Annotated in this window: 6 protein-coding genes, 2 tRNA genes, 5 rRNA genes and 1 pseudogene; 10 read left to right on the forward strand and 4 right to left on the reverse strand. The window is 56.1% G+C overall.

All coding sequences use genetic code 11. The features are described 5' to 3' along the window. Positions 1-153 precede the first annotated feature (153 nt). The 9 genes from K5R88_RS21675 (at position 154) to rrf (K5R88_RS21715) (ending at position 8,843) form a co-directional block, all read left to right on the forward strand. Positions 154-1,335 (forward strand): acyl-CoA dehydrogenase, encoded by a 1,182-nt coding sequence (locus tag K5R88_RS21675; protein WP_008027768.1) that lies wholly within the window; start codon positions 154-156, stop codon positions 1,333-1,335. Between the two features lie 13 nt (positions 1,336-1,348). After that, on the forward strand, positions 1,349-2,569 hold the full coding sequence (locus tag K5R88_RS21680) for a CaiB/BaiF CoA transferase family protein (protein ID WP_223415762.1): 1,221 nt from the start codon (positions 1,349-1,351) through the stop codon (positions 2,567-2,569). 641 nt (positions 2,570-3,210) lie between these two features. Continuing rightward, positions 3,211-4,747, forward strand: a 16S ribosomal RNA gene (locus tag K5R88_RS21685). An 82-nt stretch (positions 4,748-4,829) separates the two neighbouring features. Continuing rightward, a tRNA-Ile gene (locus tag K5R88_RS21690) sits at positions 4,830-4,906 on the forward strand. 28 nt (positions 4,907-4,934) lie between these two features. Further along, positions 4,935-5,010 (forward strand) — tRNA-Ala (locus tag K5R88_RS21695). Between the two features lie 236 nt (positions 5,011-5,246). Beyond that, a 23S ribosomal RNA gene (locus K5R88_RS21700) occupies positions 5,247-8,140 on the forward strand. Between the two features lie 147 nt (positions 8,141-8,287). Further along, positions 8,288-8,403: ribosomal RNA gene (gene rrf, locus K5R88_RS21705) — 5S ribosomal RNA — on the forward strand. Between the two features lie 104 nt (positions 8,404-8,507). Then, positions 8,508-8,623: ribosomal RNA gene (gene rrf, locus K5R88_RS21710) — 5S ribosomal RNA — on the forward strand. Positions 8,624-8,727: 104 nt separating this feature from the next. Beyond that, positions 8,728-8,843, forward strand: a 5S ribosomal RNA gene (rrf, locus tag K5R88_RS21715). The 16S, 23S and 5S rRNA genes sit together here with 2 tRNA genes alongside, the layout of an rRNA operon. Before the next feature lie 215 nt (positions 8,844-9,058). On the opposite strand, the gene K5R88_RS21720 is transcribed toward rrf (K5R88_RS21715), so the two are convergent. Both K5R88_RS21720 and K5R88_RS31035 read right to left on the reverse strand, forming a co-directional pair. Continuing rightward, complete coding sequence (locus K5R88_RS21720; RefSeq protein ID WP_226300276.1) at positions 9,059-10,105, reverse strand: FecR domain-containing protein; 1,047 nt, start codon at positions 10,103-10,105, stop codon at positions 9,059-9,061. Then, positions 10,105-10,188 (reverse strand): annotated as a pseudogene (locus K5R88_RS31035) (sigma-70 family RNA polymerase sigma factor); the annotation flags it as partial. The pseudogene K5R88_RS31035 and the gene K5R88_RS21720, both read right to left, overlap by 1 nt. A gap of 309 nt (positions 10,189-10,497) precedes the next feature. On the opposite strand from K5R88_RS31035, the gene K5R88_RS21725 reads away from it, so the two are divergent. Further along, on the forward strand, positions 10,498-12,378 hold the full coding sequence (locus K5R88_RS21725; protein ID WP_008024479.1) for a methyl-accepting chemotaxis protein: 1,881 nt from the start codon (positions 10,498-10,500) through the stop codon (positions 12,376-12,378). 125 nt (positions 12,379-12,503) lie between these two features. On the opposite strand, the gene K5R88_RS21730 is transcribed toward K5R88_RS21725, so the two are convergent. Beyond that, the gene (locus K5R88_RS21730) at positions 12,504-12,971 is read right to left on the reverse strand and encodes an SRPBCC family protein (RefSeq protein WP_008039596.1); all 468 of its coding nucleotides are present in this window, start codon (positions 12,969-12,971) and stop codon (positions 12,504-12,506) included. A 22-nt stretch (positions 12,972-12,993) separates the two neighbouring features. Beyond that, complete coding sequence (locus K5R88_RS21735; protein WP_226298319.1) at positions 12,994-16,410, reverse strand: non-ribosomal peptide synthetase; 3,417 nt, start codon at positions 16,408-16,410, stop codon at positions 12,994-12,996. Positions 16,411-16,420: the final 10 nt, after the last annotated feature.

The raw sequence follows: 16,420 nt of genomic DNA on the forward strand, positions 1-16,420 counted from the left end.
TCAACCTCACTAATACATCGTACAAAAAACTGCTTCGCGATGTTTCGGAGTGAGAAATTAGCACAACAGTATGCAAAATCCTCGTTTGTCGTAACGCCGAACCCGGCCTAGGATCAGTCCACATTATTTGACCCGATTCGAGAGGACACACTCATGGGCGGTAAAGCTAGCTTCAACTGGATCGATCCCCTGCTGCTGGATCAACAGCTCACCGAAGAAGAGCGCATGATTCGCGACACTGCCGAGCAATTCGCTCAGCAGAAGCTCGCGCCGCGTGTTCTTGAAGCTTTCCGTCATGAAAAGACCGACCCGGCGATCTTCCGTGAAATGGGCGAAGTCGGCCTGCTGGGTGCAACCATCCCTGAGCAATATGGCGGCAGCGGTCTGAACTATGTCAGCTACGGTCTGATTGCTCGTGAAGTTGAGCGCGTCGATTCGGGTTATCGCTCGATGATGAGCGTGCAGTCCTCTTTGGTGATGGTGCCGATCAATGAATTCGGTACTGAGGCCCAGAAGCAGAAGTATCTGCCGAAACTGGCCTCGGGTGAGTGGATTGGCTGTTTCGGTCTGACCGAGCCTAACCACGGTTCCGACCCGGGCGCGATGATTACCCGTGCACGCAAAGTGGAAGGCGGCTACAGCCTGACCGGCAGCAAGATGTGGATCACCAACAGCCCGATCGCCGATGTATTCGTGGTCTGGGGCAAGGATGACGAGGGCGATATCCGTGGCTTCGTTCTGGAGAAAGGCTGGAAAGGCCTGAGCGCGCCGGCCATTCACGGCAAAGTGGGGCTGCGTGCATCCATCACTGGTGAGATCGTCATGGACAACGTGTTTGTCCCTGAAGAGAACATCTTCCCTGACGTCCGTGGTTTGAAAGGCCCGTTTACTTGCCTGAACTCGGCACGTTATGGCATTTCCTGGGGCGCGCTGGGCGCGGCCGAGTTCTGCTGGCACACCGCTCGTCAATACACCCTGGATCGTCAGCAGTTCGGTCGTCCATTGGCTGCTACTCAATTGATCCAGAAGAAACTGGCTGACATGCAGACCGAAATCACCTTGGCTCTGCAAGGCTGCCTGCGTCTGGGTCGCATGAAAGATGAAGGCACCGCTGCGGTCGAAATCACGTCGATGATGAAGCGCAACTCTTGCGGCAAGTCCCTGGATATTGCTCGTATGGCGCGTGACATGTTGGGTGGTAACGGTATCTCCGATGAATTCGGCGTGGCGCGTCACTTGGTCAACCTGGAAGTGGTGAATACCTATGAAGGTACGCATGACGTCCACGCGCTGATCCTTGGTCGTGCGCAGACCGGCCTCCAGGCGTTCTATTAATAGGAGAACGGCCATGGGCGCGCTTTCGCATCTACGGGTACTGGATTTGTCGCGGGTGCTGGCCGGGCCGTGGTCCGGTCAGATACTGGCGGACCTTGGCGCCGAGGTGATCAAGGTCGAGCGTCCGGGCAATGGCGATGACACGCGCGCCTGGGGGCCTCCTTTTCTGAAGGACGCCTATGGCGAGAACACCAGCGAGGCCGCCTACTACTTGTCGGCCAATCGCAACAAGCAATCGGTGACCATCGACTTCACTCGCCCGGAGGGGCAGAAGTTGGTGCGTGAGCTGGCGGCGAAGTCAGACATCTTGATCGAGAACTTCAAGGTCGGTGGTCTGGCGGCTTATGGATTGGATTATGAGTCGCTCAAAGAGGCCAATCCGAATCTGATCTACTGCTCGATCACCGGATTTGGTCAGACGGGTCCTTACGCCAAGCGCGCGGGTTATGACTTCATGATCCAGGGCTTGGGCGGCCTGATGAGTCTGACGGGGCGACCAGAAGGTGATGATGGTGCCGGGCCGGTGAAAGTCGGCGTGGCGCTGACGGACATTTTGACCGGGCTTTACTCGACCGTGGCGATTCTCGCAGCGCTTGCGCATCGGGATCATGACGGTGGCGGCCAACATATCGATATGGCGTTGCTGGATGTCCAGGTGGCATGTCTGGCTAACCAGGCGATGAACTACCTGACGACAGGCAATGCGCCGAAGCGGCTGGGTAATGCACATCCGAACATCGTGCCGTATCAGGACTTTCCTACAGCAGATGGCGATTTCATTCTCACTGTGGGTAATGACGGGCAGTTCCGCAAATTTGCGGAAGTGGCCGGGCAGCCGCAGTGGGCGGATGATCCGCGATTTGCCACCAACAAGCTGCGGGTGGCGAACCGTGCGGTGCTGATTCCGTTGATTCGCCAGGCTACGGTGTTCAAGACCACTGCTGAGTGGGTGTCGCAGTTGGAGCGGGCAGGCGTACCGTGTGGTCCGATCAATGATCTGGCTCAGGTGTTTGCCGACCCTCAGGTAAAGGCGCGCGGTTTGGCGATTGAGCTGCCTCACGCCTTGGCAGGGATGGTGCCGCAGGTGGCGAGCCCGATTCGTTTGTCCGAGACACCGGTGGAGTACCGCAATGCGCCTCCTTTATTGGGCGAGCATACGATGGCGGTGCTGCAGCGGGTGTTGGGCCTGGACGCTTGTGCGGTGACTGCATTAAAGGACGCTGGAGTGCTTTGAGGAGTCCTTCTATATAGAGGGCGTGGTTTTGCTCTTCTATATAGAGGGAAGCGCGCTGTTTTCAGGCTTTCTGCAAGTTATTGATAGAAAGGCTAAATTAGGGGTTGACGGCAGATTCTGGAAGTCTATAATTCGCCCCACTTCCGGCGCAGTCGAAACGGAAAACTCCTTGGTAAACAAAGAGTTACGCAGTTTTCGGCAGCGAGTTGCTTCAGTTCATCGAGGCCCAGAAGGAGTTGAAAGAGCGGTGTTGTGTGGCTCATTTGACGGTTCGATCTTCTCGGTCGAAAGCGGAGAAAAAGAGGTGTTGACAGCAGCGAGTAACGCTGTAGAATTCGCCTCCCGCTAACGAGAGATCGGAAGCGCAAGTGGTTGAAGTTGCAAAGGAAACTTTGAAAACTTCTGAAAATAACCGCTTGACAGATGCAGAGGACGCTGTAGAATGCGCGCCTCGGTTGAGACGAAAGATCTTAACCAACCGCTCTTTAACAACTGAATCAAGCAATTCGTGTGGGTGCTTGTGGAGTCAGACTGATAGTCAACAAGATTATCAGCATCACAAGTTACTCCGCGAGAAATCAAAGATGTAACCAACGATTGCTGAGCCAAGTTTAGGGTTTCTTAAAAACCCAAAGATGTTTGAACTGAAGAGTTTGATCATGGCTCAGATTGAACGCTGGCGGCAGGCCTAACACATGCAAGTCGAGCGGTAGAGAGAAGCTTGCTTCTCTTGAGAGCGGCGGACGGGTGAGTAATGCCTAGGAATCTGCCTGGTAGTGGGGGATAACGCTCGGAAACGGACGCTAATACCGCATACGTCCTACGGGAGAAAGCAGGGGACCTTCGGGCCTTGCGCTATCAGATGAGCCTAGGTCGGATTAGCTAGTTGGTGAGGTAATGGCTCACCAAGGCGACGATCCGTAACTGGTCTGAGAGGATGATCAGTCACACTGGAACTGAGACACGGTCCAGACTCCTACGGGAGGCAGCAGTGGGGAATATTGGACAATGGGCGAAAGCCTGATCCAGCCATGCCGCGTGTGTGAAGAAGGTCTTCGGATTGTAAAGCACTTTAAGTTGGGAGGAAGGGCAGTAAATTAATACTTTGCTGTTTTGACGTTACCGACAGAATAAGCACCGGCTAACTCTGTGCCAGCAGCCGCGGTAATACAGAGGGTGCAAGCGTTAATCGGAATTACTGGGCGTAAAGCGCGCGTAGGTGGTTTGTTAAGTTGGATGTGAAATCCCCGGGCTCAACCTGGGAACTGCATTCAAAACTGACAAGCTAGAGTATGGTAGAGGGTGGTGGAATTTCCTGTGTAGCGGTGAAATGCGTAGATATAGGAAGGAACACCAGTGGCGAAGGCGACCACCTGGACTGATACTGACACTGAGGTGCGAAAGCGTGGGGAGCAAACAGGATTAGATACCCTGGTAGTCCACGCCGTAAACGATGTCAACTAGCCGTTGGGAGCCTTGAGCTCTTAGTGGCGCAGCTAACGCATTAAGTTGACCGCCTGGGGAGTACGGCCGCAAGGTTAAAACTCAAATGAATTGACGGGGGCCCGCACAAGCGGTGGAGCATGTGGTTTAATTCGAAGCAACGCGAAGAACCTTACCAGGCCTTGACATCCAATGAACTTTCCAGAGATGGATTGGTGCCTTCGGGAACATTGAGACAGGTGCTGCATGGCTGTCGTCAGCTCGTGTCGTGAGATGTTGGGTTAAGTCCCGTAACGAGCGCAACCCTTGTCCTTAGTTACCAGCACGTAATGGTGGGCACTCTAAGGAGACTGCCGGTGACAAACCGGAGGAAGGTGGGGATGACGTCAAGTCATCATGGCCCTTACGGCCTGGGCTACACACGTGCTACAATGGTCGGTACAGAGGGTTGCCAAGCCGCGAGGTGGAGCTAATCCCATAAAACCGATCGTAGTCCGGATCGCAGTCTGCAACTCGACTGCGTGAAGTCGGAATCGCTAGTAATCGCGAATCAGAATGTCGCGGTGAATACGTTCCCGGGCCTTGTACACACCGCCCGTCACACCATGGGAGTGGGTTGCACCAGAAGTAGCTAGTCTAACCTTCGGGGGGACGGTTACCACGGTGTGATTCATGACTGGGGTGAAGTCGTAACAAGGTAGCCGTAGGGGAACCTGCGGCTGGATCACCTCCTTAATCGACGACATCAGCTGCTCCATAAGTTCCCACACGAATTGCTTGATTCATTGAAGAAGACGATAAGAAGCAGCCCGAAATTGGGTCTGTAGCTCAGTTGGTTAGAGCGCACCCCTGATAAGGGTGAGGTCGGCAGTTCGAATCTGCCCAGACCCACCAATTTTTGTGTGGGATCCTGTAGCAATACGGGGCCATAGCTCAGCTGGGAGAGCGCCTGCCTTGCACGCAGGAGGTCAACGGTTCGATCCCGTTTGGCTCCACCACTACTGCTTCTGATTGTATAAAGCTTAGAAATGAGCATTCCATCGTGATGGTGGTGAATGTTGATTTCTAGTCTTTGGCTAGATCGTTCTTTAAAAATTTGGGTATGTGATAGAAAGATAGACTGGATAACACTTTCACTGGTGTTTATTCAGGCTAAGGTAAAATTTGTGAGTTTAATCGCGAATTTTCGGCGAATGTCGTCTTCACAGTATAACCAGATTGCTTGGGGTTATATGGTCAAGTGAAGAAGCGCATACGGTGGATGCCTTGGCAGTCAGAGGCGATGAAAGACGTGGTAGCCTGCGAAAAGCTTCGGGGAGTCGGCAAACAGACTTTGATCCGGAGATGTCTGAATGGGGGAACCCACCTAACATAAGTTAGGTATCTTAAGCTGAATACATAGGCTTAAGAAGCGAACCAGGGGAACTGAAACATCTAAGTACCCTGAGGAAAAGAAATCAACCGAGATTCCCTTAGTAGTGGCGAGCGAACGGGGACTAGCCCTTAAGTGGCTTTGAGATTAGCGGAACGCTCTGGAAAGTGCGGCCATAGTGGGTGATAGCCCTGTACGCGAAAATCTCTTAGTCATGAAATCGAGTAGGACGGAGCACGAGAAACTTTGTCTGAATATGGGGGGACCATCCTCCAAGGCTAAATACTACTGACTGACCGATAGTGAACTAGTACCGTGAGGGAAAGGCGAAAAGAACCCCGGAGAGGGGAGTGAAATAGATCCTGAAACCGTATGCGTACAAGCAGTGGGAGCCCACTTTGTTGGGTGACTGCGTACCTTTTGTATAATGGGTCAGCGACTTATTTTCAGTGGCGAGCTTAACCGAATAGGGGAGGCGTAGCGAAAGCGAGTCTTAATAGGGCGTCTAGTCGCTGGGAATAGACCCGAAACCGGGCGATCTATCCATGGGCAGGTTGAAGGTTGGGTAACACTAACTGGAGGACCGAACCGACTACCGTTGAAAAGTTAGCGGATGACCTGTGGATCGGAGTGAAAGGCTAATCAAGCTCGGAGATAGCTGGTTCTCCTCGAAAGCTATTTAGGTAGCGCCTCATGTATCACTGTAGGGGGTAGAGCACTGTTTCGGCTAGGGGGTCATCCCGACTTACCAAACCGATGCAAACTCCGAATACCTACAAGTGCCGAGCATGGGAGACACACGGCGGGTGCTAACGTCCGTCGTGAAAAGGGAAACAACCCAGACCGTCAGCTAAGGTCCCAAAGTTATGGTTAAGTGGGAAACGATGTGGGAAGGCTTAGACAGCTAGGAGGTTGGCTTAGAAGCAGCCACCCTTTAAAGAAAGCGTAATAGCTCACTAGTCGAGTCGGCCTGCGCGGAAGATGTAACGGGGCTCAAACCATACACCGAAGCTACGGGTATCATCTTCGGATGATGCGGTAGAGGAGCGTTCTGTAAGCCTGTGAAGGTGAGTTGAGAAGCTTGCTGGAGGTATCAGAAGTGCGAATGCTGACATGAGTAACGACAATGGGTGTGAAAAACACCCACGCCGAAAGACCAAGGTTTCCTGCGCAACGTTAATCGACGCAGGGTTAGTCGGTCCCTAAGGCGAGGCTGAAAAGCGTAGTCGATGGAAAACAGGTTAATATTCCTGTACTTCTGGTTATTGCGATGGAGGGACGGAGAAGGCTAGGCCAGCTTGGCGTTGGTTGTCCAAGTTTAAGGTGGTAGGCTGGAATCTTAGGTAAATCCGGGATTCTAAGGCCGAGAGCTGATGACGAGTGTTCTTTTAGAACACGAAGTGGTTGATGCCATGCTTCCAAGAAAAGCTTCTAAGCTTCAGGTAACCAGGAACCGTACCCCAAACCGACACAGGTGGTTGGGTAGAGAATACCAAGGCGCTTGAGAGAACTCGGGTGAAGGAACTAGGCAAAATGGCACCGTAACTTCGGGAGAAGGTGCGCCGGTGAGGGTGAAGGACTTGCTCCGTAAGCTCATGCCGGTCGAAGATACCAGGCCGCTGCGACTGTTTATTAAAAACACAGCACTCTGCAAACACGAAAGTGGACGTATAGGGTGTGACGCCTGCCCGGTGCCGGAAGGTTAATTGATGGGGTTAGCTAACGCGAAGCTCTTGATCGAAGCCCCGGTAAACGGCGGCCGTAACTATAACGGTCCTAAGGTAGCGAAATTCCTTGTCGGGTAAGTTCCGACCTGCACGAATGGCGTAACGATGGCGGCGCTGTCTCCACCCGAGACTCAGTGAAATTGAAATCGCTGTGAAGATGCAGTGTATCCGCGGCTAGACGGAAAGACCCCGTGAACCTTTACTATAGCTTTGCACTGGACTTTGAATTTGCTTGTGTAGGATAGGTGGGAGGCTTTGAAGCGTGGACGCCAGTTCGCGTGGAGCCATCCTTGAAATACCACCCTGGCAACTTTGAGGTTCTAACTCAGGTCCGTTATCCGGATCGAGGACAGTGTATGGTGGGTAGTTTGACTGGGGCGGTCTCCTCCTAAAGAGTAACGGAGGAGTACGAAGGTGCGCTCAGACCGGTCGGAAATCGGTCGTAGAGTATAAAGGCAAAAGCGCGCTTGACTGCGAGACAGACACGTCGAGCAGGTACGAAAGTAGGTCTTAGTGATCCGGTGGTTCTGTATGGAAGGGCCATCGCTCAACGGATAAAAGGTACTCCGGGGATAACAGGCTGATACCGCCCAAGAGTTCATATCGACGGCGGTGTTTGGCACCTCGATGTCGGCTCATCACATCCTGGGGCTGAAGCCGGTCCCAAGGGTATGGCTGTTCGCCATTTAAAGTGGTACGCGAGCTGGGTTTAGAACGTCGTGAGACAGTTCGGTCCCTATCTGCCGTGGACGTTTGAGATTTGAGAGGGGCTGCTCCTAGTACGAGAGGACCGGAGTGGACGAACCTCTGGTGTTCCGGTTGTCACGCCAGTGGCATTGCCGGGTAGCTATGTTCGGAATAGATAACCGCTGAAAGCATCTAAGCGGGAAACTAGCCTCAAGATGAGATCTCACTGGGACCTTGAGTCCCCTGAAGGGCCGTCGAAGACTACGACGTTGATAGGTTGGGTGTGTAAGCGCTGTGAGGCGTTGAGCTAACCAATACTAATTGCCCGTGAGGCTTGACCATATAACACCCAAGCAATTTGACTACTCGAAAGAGCATCAGATTGCGGTGTGTGAAGACGCAATGAACCGAAAGTTCGAGAAACAAACACACAAACTATCGCATACCCAATTCGCTGGAACGTCGTAAGACGCGTCAGCTCAAGAATTTCTTGACGACCATAGAGCATTGGAACCACCTGATCCCATCCCGAACTCAGCAGTGAAACGATGCATCGCCGATGGTAGTGTGGGGTTTCCCCATGTGAGAGTAGGTCATCGTCAAGATTAAATTCCGAAACCCCAATTGCGAAAGCAGTTGGGGTTTTGTTTTAGTAGAAGTCACCAATTTTGCTGGCACGTTACGGCGTAACGGGCTGGACACAGAATTTCTTGACGACCATAGAGCATTGGAACCACCTGATCCCATCCCGAACTCAGCAGTGAAACGATGCATCGCCGATGGTAGTGTGGGGTTTCCCCATGTGAGAGTAGGTCATCGTCAAGATTAAATTCCGAAACCCCAATTGCGAAAGCAGTTGGGGTTTTGTTTTAGTAGAAGTCACCAATTTTGCTGGCACGTTACGGCGTAACGGGCTGGACACAGAATTTCTTGACGACCATAGAGCATTGGAACCACCTGATCCCATCCCGAACTCAGCAGTGAAACGATGCATCGCCGATGGTAGTGTGGGGTTTCCCCATGTGAGAGTAGGTCATCGTCAAGATTGAATTCCGAAACCCCTGTCTGCTAACGCAGACAGGGGTTTTGTCGTTTCGGGCTCGCTAATATCTCGATTGCCTGCCTAGGAAAAACAAAAAAGCCAGCCCCTGAAAATCAAGGGCTGGCTTTTTTGTATGCCGAGTATTTGGAACTGGTAGCTCACTGTGGCGGTTTTCGATCAGTTGCCCACCTGGCGCACAAATTGATCGAGCACATCGCTCAAACGTCCGGCGGCAACGTTGTAGCGGTGGCTGCTGACTGCCGCTCCAACGTCACCCACCATCGGGTGCGGTAGCGCAGTTGCACGGGCAAGGTCTGCGGAAGGATGGCCAGCAGCTTGTCGGTGTCCTCCAACCGGAAGACACCGGACAGCCGCAAGTCGGCGATATCTGTTGCGCACGTCAGATAACCATGGCGGTAGCGCCCGACCTCCTGCAGGAAATCGCCAAGACGCATGTTGCGGGTGACGATCAGACCGTCGACCCAGGTGCCGACATCCATGGCCTGCGGTGGTGCCAAACGTGCCCGCTGATGATCAATCACATAGTTCTGACCGGCCTGCACCTGAATCGGCATGCCATCAGCAGGCAGTGGTGAATGGATCGCGACCATGCCGCTGGTCACGCTGAGCCGCGTGCAGTCCGCGTCCTGGCGAAGGATGAAACGTGCGGCGACGCCCTCATACACACCGTGGTGACTGTGCACGCGTAGCGGTCGATCCAGTGAAGATCCTTCATCGGCCCCGCCGCACGTCACGATGATTTCGCCACGGGTCAGTTTGATCAGACGCTGGTGCGCGGTGTAGTCCAGATCCACTGAGCTGGCGGTGTTCAGTTCCAGTCGCGTGCCATCCGGCAGCTGGAAACCACGGCGCTCGCCCGTAGCGGTGGCGAAATCCGCGGTCCACTGTTGCCAGCCCGTCAGATCCCTGCCCAGCCATGCTGCCGATCCCATCAACAACGCACCCGACAACAGTTTCAAGGCCTGGCGCCTGCCCAGTCCTTGAGCACTGTTTTCCAGCGTGTTGAAGGCGACGTGGGCACCGGGTACCGCATGCAAATTGTTGCTGAGTTCGGCGTGCAGGGACTGCACCCGTTGCCAGGCCAGTTCGTGTTCCAGATGTTCTGCCCGCCAGACATCGCATTGCTGGCGCAGCCTGGAATTGCTCGCGTTGTTTCGCAAGCGCAGCAGCCAGTGGATGGCTTGTTTGACCACCTGTTGATGAGGTTCGCCACGCCGACCCAGTGCAGGATTATCCACAGGCATCATGTTGGGTACCGCAGCAGGTAGCAGTGATAGAGCGAATCAGCGACATAGCGCTCCACCGAACGTTGAGAGTGAGCCCTTCGGCTGCATTAGCCCGAACGTCACAAATGATAATTAGTCGCATTGTTGTCAAGGGACGGGGAATTTGCAACTGCCGCTCGAACAACCGTCATCACACCAATGCTACTCAAGCGCTCTAGCATGCCGTTCGGCGGGTATCTGACGGAAATACCGGTCATTTCGTACATGCCCCTAAGATTTATCCCGCCTGTGCCGACAGACTGGTGAGACATGCGTGCACCAAAGTAGAGCGGCCTTAGAGCCGCTTGAGCTGTACATGGAATGTTGCAACCCGGAACGCATCCCCACTTTCTGCATAGAAGCCCTATGAAATGAATCTCAAGTTCAGCCATAAAATCCTGTTGGCCGCCTCCGGCGTCGTGGTGCTGGCTTTTGCGTTGTTCACTTTGTACAACGACTATCTGCAGCGAAATACCATTCGGCAAAACCTCGAATCCTCCGTTCAACAAGCCGGCGACCTGACCGCCAGCAGCGTGCAGAACTGGATGAGCGGCCGCGTGCTGGTGCTGGAAAACCTCGCGCAAAACGTCGCTCATCAAGGCGCCAATGCCGATCTGCCGGGGCTGGTTGATCAGCCGGCCTTCACCTCCAACTTCCAGTTCACGTACGTCGGCCAGACTAATGGCGTGTTCACTCAGCGCCCTGACGCGAAGATGCCGGATGGCTACGATCCGCGTCAGCGTCCCTGGTACAAGCAAGCGGTTGTCGCTGACAAAACCATGCTGACCCCGCCTTACATGGCGGCCGTCGGTGGGTTGGTCGTGACCATCGCCATGCCGGTGAAAAAGAATGGCGAGTTGCTTGGCGTGGTCGGCGGTGACCTGAGCCTGGAAACCCTGGTGAAGATCATCAACTCGGTGGACTTCGGCGGCATTGGCCATGCGTTTCTGGTCAGTGCCGACGGCCAGGTGATCGTCAGCCCGGACAAAGACCAGGTCATGAAGAACCTGAAGGACATCTACCCCAACGCCGGCCTGCGCATCGAGAAGGGCAATCAGCAAGTCACCCTGAACAACCAGGAACGCATCCTCTCGTTCACCCCGGTCAACGGTTTGCCGAATGCTGCGTGGTACATCGGTCTGTCGATCGATAAGGACAAGGCCTACGCACCATTGAGCCAATTCCGCACCTCAGCGTTGATCGCGATGTTTATCGCTGTCACCGTCATTGCGGTGCTGCTGACCCTGCTGATCAACGTGCTGATGCGCCCGTTGACCACCATGGGTCGTGCGATGCAGGACATCGCCCAGGGCGAAGGCGACCTGACCCGTCGTCTGTCCGTGGAAAGCAAAGATGAATTCGGCGAACTGGGCGGCTCCTTCAACCAGTTCGTGGAGCGAATTCACGCGTCGATTTCCGAAGTGTCCTCGGCAACCCGGCAGGTCCATGACCTGTCGCAACGGGTGATGGCCTCGTCCAACGCGTCGATCGTCGGTTCCGACGAACAAAGTGCGCGCACCAACAGCGTGGCGGCGGCGATTAACCAGTTGGGCGCCGCCACCCAGGAAATCGCCCGCAACGCCGCCGACGCTTCGCAGCATGCAAGCGGCGCGAGCGAGCAGGCCGATGACGGTCGTCAGGTGGTGGAAAAAACCATTCTGGCCATGACCGAGCTGTCGCAGAAAATCAGCCTGTCGTGCACGCAGATCGAAACCCTGAACGCGAGCACCGACAACATCGGGCACATTCTCGATGTGATCAAAGGCATCTCCCAGCAGACCAACTTGTTGGCGCTCAACGCCGCCATTGAAGCGGCACGCGCCGGTGAAGCCGGTCGTGGTTTTGCGGTGGTGGCGGACGAGGTACGCAACCTGGCGCATCGCACGCAGGAATCGGCCGAGGAGATTCACAAGATGATCACGTCGCTGCAGGTCGGCTCGCGTGAAGCGGTGACCACCATGAACGCCAGTCAGGTCTCCAGCGAAGAGAGCGTTGAAGTGGCGAACCAGGCGGGTCTGCGTCTGGTCAGCGTGACGAAGCGCATTGGCGAAATCGACGGGATGAACCAGTCGGTGGCGGCAGCGACCGAGGAGCAGACGGCGGTGGTGGAAACCCTCAACGTCGACGTTAACCAGATCAATCTGCTGAATCAGCAGAGCGTGGCCAACCTCAATGAAACGCTGAAGGATTGCGATGCATTGTCGTTGCAGGCGAATCGGTTGAAGCAGTTGGTTGATAGCTTCAAGATCTGATTCAGGTCAGATCATCGCGTTATCGTTCTTCGCGAGCAAGCTTCGCTCCTACAGGTTACTCGATACCTTGTAGGAGCGAGGCTTGCCCGCGAAGAGGACTGGCGCCTCACCGAAAAAAGTGTGTCCTACGCAAACAACTTCAACACATTATTCATCGCATCATCGGCAAACCCCTGCACAAAATCCTTGAACCCCGGCAGTGCCTCGGCGCCACCCTGAGCCGGCTCGGCGATGATGGTCCATGTTGCTCGGGACTTGCCTTCACCCAGCACCTCAACCGTCATCGCCGCCCACAAATTGGCCACGCCCAAGGTGTTGTAGATCGTGGTCCAGGTCATGCTCCGCGCCTGGTCATCCCGCGAATTGAGTTGCTCGACCACCAGGTTGCCGTCCTTGAAGAATTTCTTGCGCAGTGATGACACGCCTTCGCCGGTCGTCTCGATGTGCGACAACGCCGGGATGAATTGATCGAAGCCGGCAAAGTTGCCGACCACCGCCCAGACTTTTTCGGCCTGCGCCGGCACGTCCACCGAAGACACGACGAGGCAGCCTTGCGGGTTTTTGATCAGGGTATCGGGTTGCAGGTTTTTCATGGTTTTGCTCCGCTTGAGTGATTCAGATGAAGTTGATTTCTTTGAGGTAGTCGCAACCGCGACGCAGCAGCGCCGGGGATTTTTCCGGGTAGTGCGCGCCCATCTGCCGCACGCCGGCCTGAGCGTTGTCATGGCCGATCATCGAGATGTCGCCGATGTCTTCTTCGAAGCCGTTGAGGTAAAAACCGAGCACGCCGAACAGCGCGTTGTCGCTGTCGACCCGGCCCAATTGCTGCTGCCAGTCGGAGACGCTGACCATGGAGAATTCCCGACCCGCCTCACGGAAGGACGCGACGTAATCGTCCCAACTCAGCGGCTCGGGGTTGTGCAGGTTGAACACCGCTTTTTCCGCTGAATATCGGCTGGCGTGGAAGGCGATGAAACGGGCGAGAAAGTCCACCGGCATCAGGTCGAAATTCAACGCGAATTCCGGCACCTGGCCGAGCTGGATCGAGCCTTTGAGCATCAGCATCAAGCGGTTTTTGTGCGGCTGGCAGACGCCGCTCAGGCTGTTGAAACTGATGTTGCCGGGGCGGTACAGATTGACCCGAACCCCGCGCTCCCGAGCCCTTTCCAGGATCCGTTCACCGACCCACTTGGACAGGTTGTAGCCATTCTTGATGTAGATCGGCGGGGTCTGCGCGGCGGGCAGTTCGAGCACCCGGCCATCAGCGGAAATCGTGCTCGAAGCCGACAGCGTCGAGACGAAATTGAAGATTTTTTTACTGCGTCCTTCGCACAGGCGCAGGCACTCGAAGATAGGCTCGACGTTGTCCCGCGCCAGCGACTCGTAATCCAGCACGTGATTGACGTTGGCGGCGTTGTGCACCAGCGCGCCGTACTCGCGATCCAGGCGCTCATAAACATCCACCGCAAGCCCCAGCGAGGGCTGTGTGATGTCCGCCGCGTAAACCCGCACCCGGCTCAAATCCAGATGCTCCAGACGGTTTTCCCGCAATGCGTGGGCGAAACGTTCCGCCGCCGATTGCCCGCTGCCATCGCGCACCAGACATGCCACTTCGCTGGCGCCCCACGCCAACAACGCTTCGACAATATGCACACCGACAAAACTGTTGGCGCCGGTGACGATCACCTTGTGTACATCACCCATGCGACTGACGGGCAGCGGCTCGATATCCAGTTCGCGGAAGGCATCCGCCATGGCCTGTTCGCTCAGCACTTCCTCTGTGCCGGAGCCGCGCACCAGTGTCGCCAGTTTCGCGATGGTCGGCAGTTCGATGAAGCGGTTGATCGAGATGCTGCGACCGAACTCTTCACGCAGGCGCAACAGCATGCGCGACAGCAGGATCGAGTGGCCGCCCAAATTGAAGAAACTTTCGTCGGTGGAAATGTCGCTGGCCGGCAACTCCAACAGCTCGGCCCAGATCTCCAGCAGCAGCGCTTCATCAGCACCGGCCGGCAAGCGTCGCTCGGTGTTTTCGGCGATGCTGACGGGCAGCTCCAGCAGGGCCTTACGATCGACCTTGCCGTTGCTGGCAAACGGCATGCTCGCCAGCTCGGTCCAGGCGGTGGGCTGCATGTAGTCCGGCAGAAACTGGGTGGCGTGCGCCTTCAGCGCTTCACGCGCCGCGCCGGGCAGCGCCTCCTGAGGCTGGGCGAGGAACGCCAGAATCCGCCGTTGGCTGTCGATGACCACGGCCACCTGGCGGTACAGCTGACTGTCGCGCAGGCAACGTTCGATCTCCTCCGGCTCGACTCGAAAGCCGCGAATCTTTACCTGATTGTCCCGGCGTCCGCACAGCTCGATACCGGCGTCGGTCCACTTCGCCATGTCGCCGGTGCGGTAGGCCCGCAGGTGCTCACCGCTCGGCAGGCTCACGTTCAAATAGCGCTCGGCGGTCTGTTGCGGATTGTCCAGATAGCCCAGGCAGACACCGGGCCCGACGATGTACAACTCGCCGACGGTCTGTTCGCCCACCGGCTGAAAATCCTCGTCGAGAATCAGCACCTGACTGTTGGCAATAGGCGCGCCGAGGGTGCGATTGCTGTCGCCGGCGCGCAGTTGCCGCGCGGTGATCAGCACCGTCGCTTCGGTCGGGCCATAGAGGTTGTAGAGGTTGCCCTGGCGGGTGAGCTGCTCGATGACATAGGGCTCGCACACATCACCACCGGTCATCACATGATCCAGCACCTGCAACTGCTCCAGCGGCAGAATGCTCAACAAGGCTGGTGGCAGAAACGCGTGGCTCAAGCGTTGGTGGCGGATCAGTTCCACCAGTTGCAGCGGATCACGGCGTTGATCGTCGCTGGGCACGATCAGCTCGGCGCCCTGCAACAGGGTCGGGAAAATATCGATCAGCGACGAGTCGAAACTCAACGACGAAAACTGCAGCGCCCGGCTCTGCTCCGTCAGTTGCACATAGTCGGCGTACCACGCGGTGAAGTGCGCGAGGTTGGCCTGGCTGAGCAACACGCCTTTGGGATGGCCAGTGGTGCCGGAGGTGTAGAGCGCCATGCACGGCGCGTCGAGGTCCGGGCGCTGGCGCATCAATGGTTGGTCGAGATCCACGCTGTCGATTTCGATTGCGCTGATGTCCAGGCTGAGCATCTCGGATGCAAGAGGATGCTGCCCGTCGTGCAGCAGCAACACGGCACCGGCATTCGACAGAATGTAGTGCTGACGTTGCAGCGGATGGCTCGGCTCCAGCGGCAGATACACCGCGCCGCTGCCGAGAATCGCCAGAATCCCCGCATACAACGCACTGCATTTCGGCAGGCAAATGCCGATCACCCTCGGCCCGTCGAGTTGTTCGAGCATTGGCTGCAAACGCTGCTGGATGGCGCGGCTGTGAGCGTGCAGTTGGCGATAGCTGAGGGACGTGCCGGCAAGGTTCAGCGCCGGTCTTTCGGCGGACTGCATGAAGCGCTGCTCAAGCCGCTCGATCATCGGCACTTGCGCGAGTTGCAGCAACCGAGGATCAGCGGTGGAATTGAGCCGATGGACGAAGGCCAGGTGTTCCAGAAACCGCAGGCTTTCCAGCCGCTCGAAATGCACCGGGGTCGCTGGCTCGGCCAGTAGAAAATAGTCGGCGTCCCGCGAAAAACGACTGACCAGTAGCGCTACATGATCCACCAGCTCCGCCACCGCCCGCACACGCAATGCCTGGCCGTTGCCCGAAGGTTCGTCGGCAATCGGCACGCGCGTGAGCAGCGTCGAACCGTGCAGGCATAGCAAGTCCAACGTCACAAGACCTGAAGTTTGCGGTTCGCCGATGCCCAGTTGCAGCGTCAGTCGCGATGTCGCGCCGAAGTCCTCTAACGGCAGGCTTGTGTCGTCGATCAGCAAATCGAACGGTCCCGCCGCAGGCTGACCAACTGCCTCAAGCCGCATCAGTGAATGACCGTGTTGTTCGAGCTCCAGCGCCAGGTCGGTCAGGGCCTGGCTCTGCCCGATGAGCAGAATGTCGAGACGTCTCATGATGTGCTCC

It is taken from the genome of Pseudomonas sp. MM213 (assembly GCF_020423045.1).
GTDB lineage: Bacteria > Pseudomonadota > Gammaproteobacteria > Pseudomonadales > Pseudomonadaceae > Aquipseudomonas > Aquipseudomonas migulae.